This window comes from Streptomyces sp. NPDC019443 (assembly GCF_044389785.1).
GTDB lineage: Bacteria > Actinomycetota > Actinomycetes > Streptomycetales > Streptomycetaceae > Streptomyces.
In genome coordinates, this window is record NZ_JBIRYJ010000017.1 from 22,405 (window position 1) to 39,876 (window position 17,472).

Consider the following 17,472-nt stretch of genomic DNA (forward strand, 5'->3'; position numbering starts at 1 on the left):
TGACGTGATCGAGTCAAGGTATAGACCAATGAGGATCTTGGTCTAGTCCAAAATTGAGGCTGTGAACGCGGTCCAAGTGGCCGGATCCAGCGTGAGGATGGGGCCGTCGGGGTTCTTGGAGTCGCGGATGTGGACGGCGGCGGGGTGAGCGGCGACCTCGACGCACTCGCCGCCGTCGCTGCCGCTGTACGTGGACTTGCGCCAGGCGTACGCCACTTCGAGGCACTCCCCGCCCTCTTCGCTGCTGTAGCTGGACTTGAACCACTCAAGTGCGGTGCTCATTGCTCTCCTAGCAGCCGGTCCAACAGGCCCTTTGTCTCCTCTGGATTGAGGGCCTGGGTCCGCAGCATCGCATATTTCTGCGCCAGGATGCTGACCTCATCTCGGTCAGTAACGAGCTGGCTGCCACGCTGAGTTTCGGTGTAGGCGAGATGCTGATGGTCCGGTGTTTCCAGCAGGATGAAAGGGCCCGCCAGTCCGGCGTGGGTCTCGCGGCCCAGCGGCATGACCTGCAGAGTGATGCCAGGGAGGTCGGCACAAGCGCGGAGATGGCGAAGTGTTTCCGCGTACACCTCGTCGCTGCCGAGTCGGTCCACCACGATTGCCTCGGAGATGATGAAGCTGGAAGTCGGTGGCTCCTTACGGTGCAGGATCTCTTGGCGTTCCAGTCGGGCGGCAACCTGTGCGTTGATCTCCTCTTCGCTGAGGGCGGGGACCTTATTGCGGAAGACCGCCCTTGCGTAGTTCTCCGTTTGCAGCAGCCCCGGCAAGACCTGGTTCGCGTAGAACGAGAGAGCGATTGCCTCGCGCTCGATGTCCATGTACTGCTCCGCCCATGCCGGCACCAAGTCGATCTCCGGCATGTTCGCAACCGCCGTCTCCAGCGCCCTCTTCGTATCGAGGACCCGGTCCAGCACCTTCGCCAAGTCCGGCTTCAGCGGGCGGCGGCCCTGTTCCACAGAGGCGATCGTCTCCTCGTGCACGCAGACGCGGTCGGCCAGTTCGCGCTGCGTAAGCCCCGCGAATTCCCGGAACTGGCCCACCAGCGCGCCCACGAGCTTCATCGCCGACGCGTTCTTCCGCTGCCGCTTTCTGGGGTGCATGCCCGTCCAACTCCCCACCAGTATCAGTACGTCACGCACTGCGCGCCCGTACGGATTTCTTGTACGGGTTCGCGTACTGCACCACCGTAGTCACGGGGAGTGACGCTCGTCTCATGGATGACGTCATTCAACAACCCTGTCTGCGCGAGCAGTTCTACCGCCGCGCGCTGCGATCCGTGCCCGCTGCCAGGAAGTTCGTACGCACCGCCGTGACCGACTGGGGCCTCGGCTCACGCATCGACGACGTATTGCTCTGCGTGAGCGAGCTGACCACCAACGCCCTCGTGCACGGCGTCCCGCCGGGGCGCGGCTACCGACTGCGGCTGTGGCTGTACGGGGACGGGCTGCTCCGTATCGAGGTGCATGACAGCGGCGACGGGAAGCCCGGGGTGCGGGAGCCGGACGGGGAGTCGGGGCGGGGGTTGATGCTCGTGGATGCGCTCGCCGACAAGTGGGGGGTCGGCGAGCGCGATCCGGGGAAAATCGTGTGGTGCGAGTTCGGCCCTACTTCTTGAGAAGGTCCGCGAGGCGGGACAGGCCGTCGGCCTCGTAGCCCTGCTCGATCGCGCGGTCCAGGATCGCCTGGAACGGCTCGAAGAATTCCGTGCTGACTCCCTGGTCGCGGAAGGTGTTCAGGAGGTTGGGGAAGGCGGCCTGGCTCACGGCGAGGCTGGAGACATCCGTCAGGTGCTGTCCCGAGTCGATCGCCTTGCCCAGCTCCGGCGCGCCCGCGAGCATCGCGCCTATCCAGGGGACCAGGAGCTCGGAGAATTCGGTGGCCGGGATGTTCTCCGTACGCACGAGTGCGAAGGCCTGCAGGACGCCCATGAGCATCCCGTACATGCCGGTCAGCAGCGCCAGGTCCTGCAGGGCCGCGAGGCCAGGGTCGGTGCCGGTCCACTTGGTGCCGCCGAGGGCGGCGAGGGTGGGGCGGTGGGTCTCGTAGGCCTGCTCGTCGCCGCTGTAGAGGACGTACGCGTGCGGGCCCGCGATCATCTGCGGTACGGCCATGATGCCGCCGTCGATGTAGTGGGCGCCGTGCTTGGCGGCCCAGGCGGCCAGGTCGCGGGCCTGGGCCGGGGTGCCGTTGGTGAGGTTGACCAGGGTCTTGCCGGCGACGGCTTCGGGGAGGGTGGCGAACAGCTCCTCGACGTTGTCGTTGGTCAGCAGGCAGAAGACGACGAGCGGGCTGTCGGCCACCGCCTCGGCGGCGGTCTTCGCGGGGAGCGCACCCTGGGCGACCAGCGGGCCGGTCTTGGCGGAGGAGCGGTTCCAGACGGTGACGGGGTATCCGGCCTTCAGGAACGCGGCGGCGAGGGCCGTGCCCATCATCCCGAGGCCGAGTACGGAGACGGGGGGCTTGTTCTCGGGCATGACGAGGTTCCTCCGGAAGGAAGGAAAGGAGAAGTAAGGAAGGGAATGCGGTGCTGGATCGCTTCTGATCCTTGCCGCGCGGCGAAGAGGGAACAAGTACCGACTATTAAGTCGGGTACTCACCAGCTGGTAAGTGATGGATCTGGTAAGTGCTGTGGTGATCTCCGGCCGGGCGGCGCACTCTGGAAGGAGTACCGCTGGAGGTGATCCGCCATGAAGACACTCGTCGGATGGCACATCGAGATGGAGTTCCAGGAGGAAGGCGACCGGACGAGAGCGGCCGCCCTGGTGAGGCTCGGCGACGGCACGGAAATGCGCGGGCACGGCAATGCCCAGCGCCACCATTCCGACCCGGAGCAGCTGCGTGTGGGCGAGGAGATCTCGGGCGCACGGGCGCTCATGGACCTCGCCTCGCAAATGCTGCAGAAGGCCCACACGGAGATCGATGAAGCATCGGGCAGAACGTCCCGCCCGCTGATGTGACTGGAATGCGGTGACAGCCCCCGCCGGGGAACCGGTGGGGGCTGTCGCATGGTGTGCGTCAGTACGTGGTGTGCGTCAGTACGTGAGCGCGTCGGACATGCTGCTCTGCCAGTAGCTGACGGCCGCGGTGTCGTCGATGTACGTGCCCGCGGGGAGGGAGAGCACGTGGGGGTTGCCGATAGAGCCTGAGCCGTCGCGCGGGGCGAACATGACGGCGAGGGTCTTTGCCGTACCCCCGTTCTCGCCGCTGCCGTCGGCGGAGGCCAGGAGGATCGAGGCGTACGCGGACTGTCCGGGGGCGATGGTGACGACCGCCTGCGGCTTGCTCTCGTCCATGATCTGGGTGGCGGCCTGGCCGTCGTCGAAGCGGAGGAGCGGGGCGTGGTAGGCGTTGCACGCCTTGGAGCCGGTGTTGGTGACGGTGAGCAGCAGGTGGTTGATGGGGCGGCTCACCTTGCTGACGGTGACCTTGGTGTTCGCGCCGGTGCAGGCGGTGGTGACGGGGCCGGTGCCATCGCCGGTCTTTCCGTTGCCCTTGGGGGTGGGCTTGGTGTCCGCCGTGGGCTGCTTGGTCTTGTCCGCGGCCGGGGTCTTGGCGCCGGTCGCGGGCTTGCCGGCCGCGGGGGCGCTCGTGGACGGGGCCGACGCGCTGGGCTTCTTTCCGTCGTCGTCGGCGGACTGGCACGCGGTCAGTGAGAGGGCGGCCAGCAGAGCGGTGGCGGCTACGGCGGCGTTGCGCATGGTGTTCGGTTCTCCCCGTGTTGACGGTCTGTAGGTCAGAAGTGGCAGATGAGGTTCGTGACGATCGCGGTCGCCGCGATCAGTACGAGTACCGCCACGGCATCAGTGAGGCTGTCGCGGATACGGCTTCGCATTGATCACAGGCTGGGCCGCGGCGGATTCCAGCCGCAACAGGCCCTGAACCATTGGGGATGCTGGAACGCTTCCGCGTACTGTGACCTGGTCGGATTTCACGTTCCTGGAACGGCGTTCCGGGACGGTCGGCAGGTTCACAAGGGGGGAACACGGCAGTGGCGACGCCAGAGGCCCAGGATTTCGCGGTCCTGCTCAGAGAACTGAAGGACCGCTCCGGACGCAGCTACGGCGTGCTGGCGGGCAAGCTCCATGTCAGTACGTCCACGCTGCACCGGTACTGCAACGGCGACGCCATCCCGACCGAGTACGCCCCGGTGGAACGGCTCGCGCGGCTGTGCGCGGCGACGCCGGACGAGCTGGTGGAGCTGCACCGGCGCTGGATTCTGGCGGACGGCGCGCGGAAGCGGGCGCGGGTGGAGGGCGTGGCTCCGGTGGCGGTGGCGGAGGCAGCCCCAGCGGCCCCCGAGATCGCGCCCGAGGTCGCGCCAGACTCCGGGGCCGAGGTCGCGCCAGAGACCGAGGCCGACGCCACGCCGCGCGCCCGCGGCCCCAAGCGGCTGCGGATAGGCCTTGCTGCGGGGGCTGTTGTCGCCCTTGCCGTGCCCGCCGCAATCGTCGTCGGCCACGCGGTCACAGGGGACGAGGGCGGGAAGAGGACCGGCGCCGTCTCCGGGGCCGGCGCCCCGCCAGACACCGCCGCGCCCCGTTCCACGGCCCCGAGCGTCTCGCCGAGCGGCAGTCCTTCCGCGAGCGCGTCGCCGACCGGGAGCCCGTCGGCCGCGACGGCTCCGAGCCGCCGCGCCACGCCCGCGGCGACCGGCGGCGTACCGCTGGGGGTGGGCATCAGCTCGTACAACTGGGACGAGCCCTGCGGGCAGTTCTATGTGCTGGACCAGGGCCCGGACGCCGTCCCGCCGCCGCCCGCGCCGCAGGACGTCCGCGGCTGGGCCCGTGCGCTGGGAGGTGTCGACGGCGGCCACATGCGGCTTCAGCTGACAGCGACGGGCAAGACCGCGGACTCGGTGGTGCTGAACGCCGTACATGTACGGGTCGTCGGGCGCAGGGCACCCCTCGACTGGGATGCGTACTCGATGGGAGACGGCTGCGGCAGCGGTGTCACCCCGCAGACCTTCGACGTCGACCTGGACGCTCCGCATCCGCTGGTGAAGCCCGTGGCGGGGCAGGACGGGGACACCGTCGTGCCCGCCAAGGACTTCCCGTACAAGGTCGCGTCCAACGATCCGCAGGTGCTCAACCTCGACGTCCACACCGAGGGACACGACGTGAGCTGGTACCTGGAGCTCGACTGGAGCAGCGGGGACCGGCGGGGCACGGTGCGTGTCGACGACGGCGGGAAGCCGTTTCGTACGAGCGCGATCGAGGGACGGACACAGTACGGCCACTGGCCGGACAGGAGCGCCTGGGTCGCGCAGCCCGCGTCCTGAAGGTCTCTGAGGGGCGGCCGGCCCTCAGAGACCCTGAGGGTCAGAGACGCTCGGGGGTGCGGATGCCGAGGAGTGCCATGCCCCGGTGGAGCGTGCGGGCCGTCAGGTCGCAGAGGAACAGACGGTTCTCGACCTGGGCCGGGGTGTCCGCCTTGAGGACCGGGCACTTGTCGTAGAACGTCGTGTACAGCGACGCCAGCTGGTAGAGGTACGCGGCCAGCTTGTGCGGCTCGTACGAGCCCGCGACCTCCGCCAGCGTCTCGCCGAACTGGTCCAGGTGCAGGCCCAACGCGCGCTCTGCCGGGGTCAGTTCGAGCTCCGGGTGGGCGGCCGGCTTGACGTCTCCCGCCTTGCGGAGGATGGACTGGATACGGGCGTAGGCGTACTGGAGATACACGGACGTGTCGCCGTTGAGCGAGACCATCTGGTCCAGGTCGAACTTGTAGTCCCGCGCCGCCGACGTCGACAGGTCCGCGTACTTGATCGCGCCGATGCCCACCTGGGTGGCGCGCTCGGCGATCTCCTCCTCCGTCAGGTCCTGGGCCTTCTCGCGCACGACCGCCGTCGCCCGCTCCACCGCCTCGTCCAGCAGGTCAACCAGCCGTACCGTCTCGCCCTCACGGGTCTTGAACGGCTTGCCGTCCTTGCCGAGCACCGTGCCGAACGCCAGCTGGACGGCCTTCACCTCGTCGTTCAGCCAGCCCGCCCGGCGCGCGGTCTCGAAGACCATCTTGAAGTGCAGGGACTGCCGGGCGTCCACGACGTAGATGAGCGTGTCCGCCTTGAGGTTCTGCACCCGGTCGCGGATGGCGGAGAGGTCGGTGGCCGCATAGCCGTAGCCGCCGTTGCTCTTCTTGACGATGAGCGGGGTCGGGTTGCCGTCCGGGCCCTTCACGTCGTCGAAGAACACGCACAGCGCACCCTCCGAGCGGACCGCCACACCCGATTCCTCCAGCAGGCGGCAGGTCTCGTCGAGCATGTCGTTGTAGCCGGACTCGCCGACGATGTCGGGGTCGCGGATCTCCATGTCGAGCTTGTTGAAGACCGAGTAGAAGTAGATCTTCGACTCGTCGACGAACCGCTGCCAGTGGGCACGCGTCTCCGGGTCCCCGGCCTGCAGGGCCACCACCCTGTTGCGGGCGCGGTCCTTGAACTCCTCGTCGGAGTCGAAGAGCGCGCGGGAGGCCTTGTAGATGCGGTCCAGGGACGACATGGCCTCCTCGCCGGAGACCTCCTCGACGCCCTCGTGGTCCAACTCGTGCGGGTGCTCGATCAGGTACTGGATGAGCATGCCGTACTGGGTGCCCCAGTCGCCGATGTGGTGGCGCCTGATCACCTCCTCGCCCGTGAACTCCAGGATCTGCACCATCGCGTCGCCGATCACCGCGGAGCGGAGGTGGCCGACGTGCATCTCCTTGGCCACGTTCGGCTGGGCGTAGTCGATGACCGTCGTGCCCGCGTTCTCGGCGTACGGAACTCCCAGCCGGTCGTCGGCGGTGCGGGCGGCCAGGGTCTCGGTGATCGCCTGGTCCGTGATCGTGATGTTCAGGAAGCCGGGGCCGGAGACCTCGATGTCCCCCAGCACATCATTGGCCGGGATCGACTCGACGACCTTGGTCGCCAGCTCGCGCGGATTGCCCTTCAGTTTCTTGGCGAGGGCCAGGATGCCGTTGGCCTGGAAGTCGGCCCGATCGCTTCGGCGCAGCAGCGGGTCGGCGGAGTTGGCCTCCGGCAGAGCTGCCGAGAGGGCGTCCGCGAGGTGCTGCTGCACGGTCGAAGCGAGGGAAGGGACCGAGGCCATGAGCTTCCGTTCCTGTCGAGGGTGTCGTGGGGTGTCTGGACGGTTGTCAAGTATCCCATGGAGACACAAGCCATTTCCCGCGAGAATGGCGGGGGAGCGGGCAACCTCGGAGGGGTGCCTCCCGTCTGGGAGAATGGTTTACATCCCAAGCGACCGAACCAACCCGAGTAACCCGAGCATCAAGGACGAGGACGTGCCGATCGTGGCTCAGAGCAGCACCGAGACCGACTGGGTCTCCCGTTTCGCGGACGAGGTCATCGCCGAGTCGGAGCGACGTGCGCCTGGCAAACCGGTCGTCGTCGCGTCCGGCCTGTCGCCCTCCGGCCCGATCCACCTGGGCAATCTGCGTGAGGTGATGACCCCGCACCTGGTCGCCGACGAGGTCCGGCGGCGTGGGTACGAGGTCCGGCATCTGATCTCCTGGGACGACTACGACCGGTACCGCAAGGTGCCGGCCGGGGTTCCTGGCGTGGACGACTCGTGGAGTGAGCACATCGGCAAGCCGCTCACCTCGGTGCCCGCGCCGGCCGGGTCGGCGTACCCGAACTGGGCCGAGCACTTCAAGGCCGCGATGGTCGAGGCGCTGGCCGAGCTGGGTGTCGAGTACGACGGCATCAGCCAGACCGAGCAGTACACGGCGGGCGCGTACCGCGAGCAGATCCTGCACGCGATGAAGAACCGGGCGAAGATCGACGCGATCCTCGACCAGTACCGGACCAAGAAGGCTCCCGCGAAGAAGTCGCAGAAGCCGGTGGACGAGGCGGAGCTGGAGGCGGCGGAGGGTTCCGGCGCGGCCGCCGAGGACGACGGCAGCGGGGGCACCGGGGGCTACTTCCCGTACAAGCCCTACTGCGGGCAGTGCGGGAAGGACCTGACGACCGTCTCGTCGTACGACGACGAGACGACCGAGCTGGCGTACACCTGCTCGGCGTGCGGGTTCGGGGAGACGGTGCGGCTGAGCGAGTTCAACCGCGGCAAGCTGGTCTGGAAGGTCGACTGGCCGATGCGCTGGGCGTACGAGGGCGTGATCTTCGAGCCGAGCGGCGTGGACCACTCGTCGCCGGGGTCGTCGTTCGTCGTCGGCGGGCAGATCGTGCGGGAGATCTTCGACGGTGTGCAGCCGATCGGCCCGATGTACGCGTTCGTGGGGATCAGCGGGATGGCGAAGATGTCTTCCTCGCGCGGTGGCGTGCCGACGCCGGCCGACGCGCTGAAGATCATGGAGCCGCAGCTGCTGCGCTGGCTGTACGCGCGGCGGCGCCCGAACCAGTCCTTCAAGATCGCCTTCGACCAGGAGATCCAGCGGCTCTACGACGAGTGGGACAAGCTCGACGCCAAGGTCGCGGAGGGGACGGCGCTGCCCGCGGACGCCGCGGCGCACGCGCGGGCGGCGCGTACCGCCGCGGGTGAGCTGCCGCGTACGCCGCGCCCGTTGCCGTACCGCACGCTCGCCTCGGTCGTCGACATCACGGCGGGCCACGACGAGCAGACGATCCGCATCCTGAGCGACCTGGACCCGGCGAACCCGCTGTCCTCGCTGGACGAGGTCCGGCCCCGGCTGGACTGCGCCGAGAACTGGATCACCACCCAGGTCCCGGCCGACCAGCGCACCCTGGTGCGCGAGGAGCCGGACACGGAGCTGCTCGGCTCGCTGGACGACCAGGGGCGCGAGTCGCTGCGGCTGCTGCTCGAGGGGCTGGACACGCACTGGTCCCTGGACGGTCTGACGACGCTGGTCTACGGCGTACCGAAGGTGATGGCGGGCCTGGAGCCGGACGCCAAGCCGACGCCGGAGCTGAAGGTCGCGCAGCGGTCGTTCTTCGCGTTGCTGTACCACCTGCTGGTGGGCAAGGACACGGGGCCGCGGCTGCCGACGCTGCTGCTGGCGGTGGGCGCGGACCGGGTGCGGAAGCTTCTGGGGGCGTAGGGCTCGCCTGCGGCGGGCCTGTCCCCCGCCCCGCCCCTTCCCGAACTGGGGGCAAGCCCCCAGACCCGCTCCCCTACGCCCTGGCGGGCGTGGGGGAGTGTCCTCAATCGCCGGACGGGCTTGATATGCCGGGTGCCCCAGTTGCGGGGCGCGGCCCGGGCTACGCGATGTGTTCCGCCTCGAGATCCGACTGGTAGCGGTTCCTGAACGCAGGGATCAGCCGACGCAGCAGCGCGGGGCTGCGGGGGTGCTGGACGCCGTGGCCGTCGTTGAGGTGTATGTCGAGTTGTTCGGCGCTGGGGAAGTCCCCATGCTGCTGCACGTACGTCCGGAAGACCGGGTACGCGAGCTCGGCGAACTCCTCGTCCTCCGCCGGGCCGGGAACGGCAGGCGCCTCCAGCACCTCGTCCACCGGCTCGGGGAAGGCCTGGGGCTCCGGCTGCTGGGCCTCCGTGCGGGGGCCGGGGACCATGCCGCCGAGAGGGCGGGTGCGGCCCGGGCCCGCGGGGACGCGTACGGGGGTGGGCTCCAGGCCCTCGACGTACGTCGGGTTGAAGGCGGCGCTCTCGTATGCCTCCTGCGGCACCTGCGGCGCGGCGAACCATGGGCTCTCGTGGATGTCTGAGCCGTCCTCACCGGGCTGCGACTGGGGCTGGGGCTGCTGCGCGGCGTACTGCTCTTGCTGCGGGACGTATTGCTGGTCGTACTGGTCGTACTGCTCGTACTGCTGGTCGTACTGCTCCTGGTACTCGTCGTGCTCCTGCGGCCACTCCTGCCCGCGCGGCAGCTCCGGATGGGGCTGCGGCTGGGCCTGGACCTGGACCTTCGGCCGGGGCTGCGACTCGACCTGGGACTGGGGCGCCGGAGGCAGCAGCACCGGCTCGACGCCCGCCGCGGCCAGCCCCGCCGGGGCCGTCTCCGCGAGCGGTACGCCGTACTTCGCGAGCCGCAGCGGCATCAGCGACTCGATCGGGGCCTTGCGTCTCCAGCCCCGCCCGAACCGGGCCTGGAGGCGCGCCTGGTAGATCAGCCGGTCCTGCTCCAGCCTGATGACCTGCTCGTAACTGCGCAGCTCCCACAGCTTCATCCGGCGCCACAGCTTGAACGTGGGGATGGGGGACAGCAGCCAGCGGGTGAGGCGCACGCCCTCCATGTGCTTGTCCGCCGTGATGTCCGCGATCCGCCCCACCGCGTGCCGCGCGGCCTCGACGGAGACCACGAACAGCACCGGGATGACCGCGTGCATGCCGACGCCGAGAGGGTCGGGCCAGGACGCCGCGCCGTTGAAGGCGATCGTGGCGACTGTCAGCAGCCAGGCCGTCTGGCGCAGCAGCGGGAACGGGATGCGCAGCCAGGTCAGCAGCAGATCCAGGGCGAGCAGGACGCAGATGCCTGCGTCGATGCCGATGGGGAAGACGAGGGAGAAGTCGCCGAAGCCCTTCCGCACGGCGAGCTCGCGTACGGCGGCGTACGACCCGGCGAAGCCGATCGCGGCGATGATCACCGCGCCCGCGACGACGAGCGCAATGAGTATTCGGTGCGTGCGTGTCAGCTGCATCGCGGCCACCCGCGATCCCCTCCCGTTTTCGAACCCAGCGGGCACAGCCTGGCACACGCTTGCGGAGCCCGTCCCTCCGGGCGTGCTTCGAAAGGGTTACGGGCTCCGTCAACAAGCGGTGGCCGGAACGTACTTGAGGCCGTGGCCGGAACTTACTTGTTGGCGACGCCGACCGAGGCCACGGCCTCCTTGGCGGCCGCCGTCGCGCTCGCCAGCAGGTCGGCGGAGTCCGGGGACTTCGCGCCCGCGTAGCCGGTGCCGTTGTAGGTGAGCGTGATCACTATGTTGTCCGTACGTGTCACGATCGTGGCGTAGGAGAAGTCCTCGCCGGTCTTCTTCAGCTCGTAACGGATGGCCGTGGCCGCCTCGCCGACGGCCTTTATCGCCGAAGTCCGGACATTCTTCGCGCCCTCGGTGGCCTGCGTCTTGGCGATCTCCTTGGCGTAGTTGTCCTCGGCGCGCTTCTGGCCGCTGACGCCGAGGGAGGTCTCGGAGTCGTACCGGAGGAAGGAGACGTCGAACCAGCGGTACTGCGAGCCCTTCACGCCGTTGTCGTCCAGGCCGTTCCAGGAGCAGCTGCCGCGGCTGGTGATATCGCTTGACTTGCCCGATGTGCCCGCCTTGGACTTCGTGGCCGGGACCAGCTTCTCGATCGTCTTCGTGGAGACCGACTTGCAGGGGTTGGGCAGCTTTGCGTACTTGGCGGGCGCGACGGTCGCGGGCTTCTGCCCGCTCTGCTGGTCCTTGGCGGAGGCAGAGGAGGACGAGCCCGAGTCCTTGCCGGAGTCCGAGCCGGAGTCCGAGGAGCAGCCGGCGACGACGAGCATCACCGGGACGGCTGCGCAGGCGAGTATGCGGGTGAGTCGCGGGGCTGAACGCTGCATGGTTCCTTCAGTGGATCGATTGTCGTGTCGTACGGGCTGTCCGGCTTTCCGGTTGTCCGTCCGTCCGACTGCCCGTCCGGTCGGCGAGGCCACGGTACGCGGACATGGCGCGTCCGCGGGTGTGTCTGTCGATACGTACGCCACTGACCGGCCGGTCCGCGGGGCCGGTCAGTCGCTGAACTCCTCGGCGAGTCTGCCGGCCAGACTCTGTGCCTTTTCCTGCAGTTCCTTGCTGTCCGGGACCTCTGTCGTACGGGCGGGCTGCGCGCCGTAGACGATGGTCACGATCACGTTCGATGTGCGGAAGACCACGCTCACGGTGCGGCGCTGGGCGGTCGATCCGGCACCCGCTCCGGTGAGGACGTCGTCGATGAAGGCGGCGTCGCCGAGGCTGTCGAGGACGCGCGGTTCGAGCCCGTCGGGGGTGCCGGACGGGGTGCCGGAGGGGTTACCCGTCGGCGTCGCGCTCCCCGTCGGTGTCGGCTTCGGCGTGGTGGACGGTGACTGGGGCTGGGAGGGGGAGGAGCCGGTGGCCGTGGACTCCTGGCCCTTCTCGTCGCGGGGGTCGGCGGGGACCGGCAGCGCGGCCGCGGCCTGCTTCTTGGCGAAGACCTCCTGCGCCCGGTCGTCGTCGCTCACGGCCGGGTCGTACGAGACGACCCGCTCGAAGTCGACGCTGAGGACGTGGGAGGCGTCCGTGGAGTCCGCCTTCCAGCCGCAGCCGACGCGGCGGTCGGTGTCGTAGGTGACGACGGCCGTGCCGCGGAAGATCCTCTGCTGCTGTTCCTCGGGCAGCTCGGCGGCTCCGGGCAGCAGGTCCTTGAGGGTGGAGCGCCCGATGGAGCCGCAGGGCTCACGGAGCGTGCGGTACTTGCCGGGGGCGGCGACGGAGGACTTGGGACCGCCGGCCTTGGAGTCGATGGCGGAGCCGCCGGTGCCGGTGTCGGCGGTGCAGCCGGCGACGAGCGCCGCGAGGAGCGCCGCGAGGCCGGGTACGTACGCCTTTCGTTGCACGGTCCCAGGCTCCCTTCGAGAGGAAAAACGGTTGCCGCCCGACAGCGGCCGATGGACACAATGTCTATCGCACGCGCAGCCGGGGATGCCGGTCCGTTGAGTCTTTTGCGGGCCTTCAGGCAGGTTTTGCGCTTTGAGACTTTTATGGGCTTTCGGGGGAATCGAGGAAGTATGTCGTACGTAGAGGTACCGGGTGCCAAGGTCCCGATCCGGATGTGGACAGACCCTTCGACGGTCGAGGGCGGCGCCATGCAGCAGCTGCAGAACGTCGCCACCCTGCCGTGGATCAAGGGCCTCGCCGTGATGCCGGACGTCCACTACGGCAAGGGCGCGACGGTTGGCTCGGTGATCGCGATGCGCGGGGCGGTCTGCCCGGCGGCGGTCGGCGTCGACATCGGCTGCGGCATGTCGGCGGTGAAGACCTCGCTGACCGCGAACGACCTGCCGGGCGACCTTTCCCGGCTCCGCTCAAAGATCGAGCAGGCGATTCCGGTCGGCAGGGGGATGCACGACGATCCGGTGGACCCGGGTCGGCTGCACGGTTTTCCGACGGCGGGGTGGGGTGACTTCTGGAGCCGGTTCGACGGGGTGGCCGATGCGGTCAAGTTCCGTCAGGAGCGGGCGACGAAGCAGATGGGTTCGCTCGGAAGCGGAAATCACTTCATTGAGTTCTGCCTGGACGAGTCGGGATCGGTCTGGCTGATGCTGCACTCCGGATCCCGGAACATCGGCAAGGAGCTCGCCGAGTACCACATCGGCGAGGCCCAGAAGCTGCCGCACAACCAGGGTCTGATCGACCGTGACCTGGCGGTCTTCATCGCGGACACGCCGCAGATGGCGGCGTACCGTAATGATCTTTTCTGGGCGCAGGAGTACGCGAAGTACAACCGCGCGATCATGATGGGACTCTTCCAGGACGTGGTCCGCAAGGAGTTCAAGAAGGCGAAGGTGACCTTCGAGCCTGTCATCTCCTGCCAGCAGGAGGATGCCGAAGGTCAGATGAGGACCGTCGAGTACCGCCCTGGTGTGATCAGCTGCCATCACAACTATGTCAGTGAAGAGCGGTACGAGGGGATGGATCTGCTGGTTACCCGCAAGGGGGCCATCAGCGCCGGCTCGGGGGAGTGGGGGATCATCCCGGGCTCGATGGGCACGGGCTCGTACATCGTGCGCGGCCTGGGGAACGAGAAGTCGTTCAACTCGGCCTCGCACGGGGCGGGCCGGAGGATGAGCCGGAACGCGGCGAAGCGGAAGTTCACGGCGAAGGACCTGGAGGACCAGACGCGGGGTGTGGAGTGCCGCAAGGACTCCGGCGTCGTGGACGAGATCCCGGCGGCGTACAAGCCGATCGAGAAGGTGATGGAGCAGCAGCGGGACCTGGTGCAGGTGGTCGCGAAGCTCAAGCAGGTCATCTGCGTCAAGGGCTGAAGTCCAGCACATCACCTCGTCGGCGGGTCCCGGGCTGAAGGCAGCCCGGGGCCCGTTGCCGCTGTCTCGCCTGTGGGTGTGTGCGGCAGCGGCGCGGTGGGCGGAGAGTCCGGTGCTCTGTGTGCCTTACGCGATGTGAGGGTGCCCGGTCGCGATGGCGAGCCTGCGTGCCACATAGGGGAACCGACGAATTGCGCTTGGCGATCCGGTCGGCCGCGGCGGTGTGATTGTCCGCCGTGGCCGTGGCCGTGGCCGTGGCCGTGGCCGTGACCGCGGGCAAAGGGGAGCCGATCGCTGTATTCGACATACCCGTGATCAGCGAAACCCACCTGCTCCGCTAGCATGTTCGAGCTCGCAACGATCACGTTGAAATATGACAAATCGGCTGAAAAATTGATATCTACGGTAACGCGAGGGCTTTCGCGAATAGGCGGCAGCCTTCGGTTGGCTGCATGGCGTCAACCACGCGTCATGCTGTGGGTCGCGGTGAGTGTGGTGGGCCTCGGATTCCTCATTGCGCTGGAGATCGCCGCGCGTCGGTACGGCGTGCCGGGGCCGATGACCAACCAGGTGCGAGAGGTGATACTCGCCCCCAAATCAGGGCCGCTGCTGTACGCCGGTATGGCGTTGATGATGGTGGTGCTCACCTGGCGGCAGCGGTTCGTCGCGGTCGGCGCCGCGATCGGCATCGACGTCGTCTTCTGGCTCGTGCGGTGGGCGGTCGACGCCGAGATGATGGCCGGCAACGGCGCGTTGTGGGTGGTCTTGGCCCATGCCGTCATCGCTGTCACGCGCCGCACCGGTCGGGACCGTGTCCTGCTGCTGAAAGGCGTCGGACTGGGCCTGCTGCTGGTGGCCGGCCGCAAGACCGGCGACACCTGGCTGCTGATCACGTCGAAGACACGTCCGGTGGTGCTCGACCAGTACATGGCAGCCGCCGATCACGCGTTGGGCAGCCCGTCGTGGCTGGTGGGCCGGATCGTCGAGGCAACCGGCCCGGTCGGCGCCCACGTTCTCGACTGGGTCTACGTGCAGCTCGGGGTGGCCGCGGTCGTCGTCGCGCTGTACCAGTTGCGCAATGTGGCGGTCGAGCGCCGCTTCCCGGGCCATCACCTGGTGTGCACTTTCCTGGTCATCGGCCTGCTCGGGCCGGGCATCTACATGATCTTCCCGGTGGTCGGACCGATCTTCGCCTACGGTGCTGACGGGGGGAACTGGGCGGTGGCCAACCTGTGGCCGGACACGCCGCCACCGGTCAGTACCCCGCAACCGATGCCCTTCGACGAGATCACCCCGCGCAATTGCATGCCCAGTCTGCACACGGCGTGGGCCACCGCGATCTTCATTCATTCCCGCAAGGGCCCGCGTGCTCTGAGAGTCGCAGGCGCGTTCTGGCTGATCGCCACGCTCGGCGCGACGCTGGGCTTCGGCTACCACTACGGCGCGGACATCGTCGCCGGTGTGGTGTTCACGCTCACGATCGAGACGGCGCTGCGCTCGCTCGACCGCGGCTGGGACCGGCCGGGAGTCCAGCTCGTCGTCTACGGCGCCGCGGTCTTCACTGCGCTCTTGGCGTCGTATCGCTATCTGTCGATGGAGATGGCCGAACATCCGTGGGTGTTCGGACCGCTGCTCATTCTGGCGATGACCTCAGTGGTCTACGGCTACGTACGGAACACCAAGCTGTGGGAGCGGAAGCCCGAGTCGGCGCATCTGCCGGAACCGCGACCCGAACCGCAGCCCGAACTGGTTTGAAGCCAGTACGCGGCCGCGAACTCGCCCCACGGGTCAGGTCAGTTGTAGTCGCAGGGACTCCGGCGTCGTGGACGAGATCCCGGCCGCGTACAAGCCGATCGGGCAGGTGATCGACCAGCAGAAGGATTTGGTGCAGGTCGTCGCGAAGCTCAAGCAGGTCATTTGCGTCAAGGGCTGAGTTCTCAGCGCGCCACGTGATCGACAGGCCCCGGACTGAGTGCAGTCCGGGGCTTTGTGCTCACGGGAGAGAGCGGCCCGCAGCATTGATCGACGGTGAAAGACGACTGGTGGCCGGGTTCCGGACGCAGTTCGCCCCCGACCAATTTCTCACTGGTCATCGATGCATCCTCCGTGATCAGGAGTTACACCGAACGATTTGCAGCCCCACACCTGACTGGCCCGGTACCGCCCGTCGAGCCCCTCCGCGCAACCGGTCCGGTCGTCTTTTCCTCTATCCCGGCGGGACCGGCGCCTCACGGAGTTCGCCAGGAGTCCGGCCCGGCTCTGGACATCGGGAGAGGGGACCATGATGACGTCACGTCGACCCGTCGGCACGGGTACAGGAAGAACGGTGAGCCGGGTGCTCGCCGCCGGCCTCCTGGTAGGCGCCTACCTGACGGAGGTGAGCACGCCCGCGCTGGCGTCGAACGGGACGGTGGCCGCCCCCGGCTCCATCACGACCGACAACGACCGGGTTCGCGTCGTCACCGAGACCTACGACCTGGGTGACGAGGCCTTCACCATCCCCACCAGCGGCACCGTCAGTGAGATACGCGCGGTGGTGCACCGCCCGAGTACCGTGCGGGGACGACTCCCCGTGGTGATCGTTTCCCACGGGTCGTGGTACGGGTGCACCGATCCTGAGGCCCAGAAGTGGCCCTGCGAGAACGGCACGCCCTACCCCAGCTACCGCGGTTACGACTACTTCGCGAAGGCACTCGTACAACGCGGCTTCGTGGTCGTCTCGCTCAGCGCGGATGCCATCAACATGACGTCCTTCGACTACGGGGACCGCGCCCGACTGATCAACGAGCACCTGCGCCTGTGGCGGCAACTGTCCGACGGTAAGGGGGTTCTGGCCGAGCGTCTGCCCGCGCTGAGCATGCACGTGGACATGCAGCGCGTCGGAACCGTGGGGCACTCCCGGGGAGGCAAGGGCGTGATGTGGCAGGCCTCCGACAAGTACCGGGACGAGGTACCCGACGGTGTTCGCATCGGGGCGGTCCTGGCCCTCGCGCCCGTGAAGTTCGACGATCCGGAAGGGGACAACAGCGACACCCTGGTCACGGACACTCCCGTGGCCGTGGTCACCAGCGGCTGCGACGGCGCGGTGGGCGAACAAGGTCAGGAGTATCTCGACGACGCCAAGGGACACTCCACCAAACCGGCGTACTCCGTCTCGCTACGCGACGGGAACCACAACTTCTTCAACACCCAGTGGACCCCCCCGGCCCCGCTCGGCGAGGACGACAGCACCGGCCCCGCACGCGAACTGAGCCCCGAGAGCCAACAGGATGCCTTCACCGCATACGCCACGGCCTTTTTCGAGAAGCACCTCAACGACAACCTCGAGGGCGAAGACCTGCTCACGGGTAGGAAGCCTCTCCCCTGCGTGGAGTCAGCGACCCGTGTGGTCGAACCGGTAACAGACTGACCCACAGGGGGCGCTCCGGGAACGGACGCCGGGTGAAGGCTGCTTCCGCCTTGCCAGTGGCCTGCCCCGGGTGCACCCCCGGGCAGGCCGGAAAAAGGCGCGTCGCGGACCTGATCGACAGGCCCCGGACCGGCAGCGGTCCGGGGCCTGCCGCTGTGATCGTGATTGTC

Annotated in this window: 15 protein-coding genes and 1 pseudogene; 8 read left to right on the forward strand and 8 right to left on the reverse strand. The window is 68.2% G+C overall.

Going from position 1 to position 17,472, the window contains the following annotated elements:
• Positions 1–42: 42 nt before the first annotated feature.
• Positions 43–282, reverse strand: a complete 240-nt coding sequence (locus tag ACH492_RS33660; protein ID WP_398992237.1) for a DUF397 domain-containing protein — start codon at positions 280–282, stop codon at positions 43–45.
• Positions 279–1,103: a Scr1 family TA system antitoxin-like transcriptional regulator gene (locus ACH492_RS33665; protein ID WP_398992239.1), complete on the reverse strand. Its 825-nt coding sequence runs from the start codon at positions 1,101–1,103 to the stop codon at positions 279–281. Before ACH492_RS33665 ends, ACH492_RS33660 begins: the two co-directional genes overlap by 4 nt.
• A gap of 113 nt (positions 1,104–1,216) precedes the next feature.
• On the opposite strand from ACH492_RS33665, the gene ACH492_RS33670 reads away from it, so the two are divergent.
• On the forward strand, positions 1,217–1,618 hold the full coding sequence (locus ACH492_RS33670; protein WP_398992241.1) for an ATP-binding protein: 402 nt from the start codon (positions 1,217–1,219) through the stop codon (positions 1,616–1,618).
• On the opposite strand, the gene ACH492_RS33675 is transcribed toward ACH492_RS33670, so the two are convergent.
• Entirely contained in the window at positions 1,608–2,477 is an 870-nt protein-coding gene (locus tag ACH492_RS33675; RefSeq protein WP_398992243.1) for an NAD(P)-dependent oxidoreductase, read from the reverse strand. The two genes, ACH492_RS33670 and ACH492_RS33675, sit on opposite strands and share 11 nt — an antisense overlap.
• A 213-nt stretch (positions 2,478–2,690) precedes the next feature.
• Here ACH492_RS33675 and ACH492_RS33680 point away from each other — a divergent pair, with 213 nt between their 5' ends.
• Positions 2,691–2,960 carry a DUF1876 domain-containing protein gene (locus ACH492_RS33680; protein ID WP_398992245.1) on the forward strand — a complete coding sequence of 90 codons (270 nt, stop codon included), beginning with the start codon at positions 2,691–2,693 and terminating at the stop codon, positions 2,958–2,960.
• Positions 2,961–3,035: 75 nt separating this feature from the next.
• On the opposite strand, the gene ACH492_RS33685 is transcribed toward ACH492_RS33680, so the two are convergent.
• On the reverse strand, positions 3,036–3,701 hold the full coding sequence (locus tag ACH492_RS33685) for a DUF4232 domain-containing protein (protein ID WP_398992247.1): 666 nt from the start codon (positions 3,699–3,701) through the stop codon (positions 3,036–3,038).
• 290 nt (positions 3,702–3,991) lie between these two features.
• Here ACH492_RS33685 and ACH492_RS33690 point away from each other — a divergent pair, with 290 nt between their 5' ends.
• On the forward strand, positions 3,992–5,281 hold the full coding sequence (locus ACH492_RS33690; RefSeq protein WP_398992249.1) for a helix-turn-helix domain-containing protein: 1,290 nt from the start codon (positions 3,992–3,994) through the stop codon (positions 5,279–5,281).
• A gap of 40 nt (positions 5,282–5,321) precedes the next feature.
• Here the strand turns inward: ACH492_RS33690 and argS are convergent, their stop codons facing one another.
• Positions 5,322–7,082, reverse strand: coding sequence for an arginine--tRNA ligase (gene argS / locus ACH492_RS33695; RefSeq protein ID WP_398992251.1), 1,761 nt, complete (start codon positions 7,080–7,082; stop codon positions 5,322–5,324).
• Between the two features lie 193 nt (positions 7,083–7,275).
• On the opposite strand from argS, the gene lysS reads away from it, so the two are divergent.
• A complete protein-coding gene (gene lysS, locus ACH492_RS33700; RefSeq protein ID WP_398992253.1) occupies positions 7,276–9,009 on the forward strand; it encodes a lysine--tRNA ligase in 1,734 nt (577 codons plus the stop codon).
• 160 nt (positions 9,010–9,169) lie between these two features.
• Here lysS and ACH492_RS33705 read toward each other — a convergent pair whose 3' ends face one another.
• The 3 genes from ACH492_RS33705 to ACH492_RS33715 form a co-directional block, all read right to left on the reverse strand.
• Entirely contained in the window at positions 9,170–10,576 is a 1,407-nt protein-coding gene (locus ACH492_RS33705) for a DUF2637 domain-containing protein (protein WP_398992255.1), read from the reverse strand.
• A gap of 143 nt (positions 10,577–10,719) precedes the next feature.
• Positions 10,720–11,451 (reverse strand): DUF3558 domain-containing protein, encoded by a 732-nt coding sequence (locus ACH492_RS33710; protein ID WP_398992257.1) that lies wholly within the window; start codon positions 11,449–11,451, stop codon positions 10,720–10,722.
• Between the two features lie 168 nt (positions 11,452–11,619).
• On the reverse strand, positions 11,620–12,465 hold the full coding sequence (locus ACH492_RS33715; RefSeq protein WP_398992259.1) for a DUF3558 domain-containing protein: 846 nt from the start codon (positions 12,463–12,465) through the stop codon (positions 11,620–11,622).
• 171 nt (positions 12,466–12,636) lie between these two features.
• On the opposite strand from ACH492_RS33715, the gene ACH492_RS33720 reads away from it, so the two are divergent.
• The 4 genes and pseudogenes from ACH492_RS33720 to ACH492_RS33735 all read left to right on the forward strand — a co-directional run bounded on the left by ACH492_RS33720 (position 12,637) and on the right by ACH492_RS33735 (position 17,302).
• Positions 12,637–13,893: an RtcB family protein gene (locus tag ACH492_RS33720; protein ID WP_398992261.1), complete on the forward strand. Its 1,257-nt coding sequence runs from the start codon at positions 12,637–12,639 to the stop codon at positions 13,891–13,893.
• Positions 13,894–14,364: 471 nt separating this feature from the next.
• Positions 14,365–15,648 (forward strand): phosphatase PAP2 family protein, encoded by a 1,284-nt coding sequence (locus ACH492_RS33725; protein WP_398992417.1) that lies wholly within the window; start codon positions 14,365–14,367, stop codon positions 15,646–15,648.
• A pseudogene (locus ACH492_RS33730) lies at positions 15,560–15,826 on the forward strand (RtcB family protein); the annotation flags it as partial. The gene ACH492_RS33725 and the pseudogene ACH492_RS33730, both read left to right, overlap by 89 nt.
• A 393-nt stretch (positions 15,827–16,219) precedes the next feature.
• Positions 16,220–17,302 carry an alpha/beta hydrolase family protein gene (locus ACH492_RS33735; protein ID WP_398992263.1) on the forward strand — a complete coding sequence of 361 codons (1,083 nt, stop codon included), beginning with the start codon at positions 16,220–16,222 and terminating at the stop codon, positions 17,300–17,302.
• The last annotated feature ends 170 nt before the right edge of the window (positions 17,303–17,472 follow it).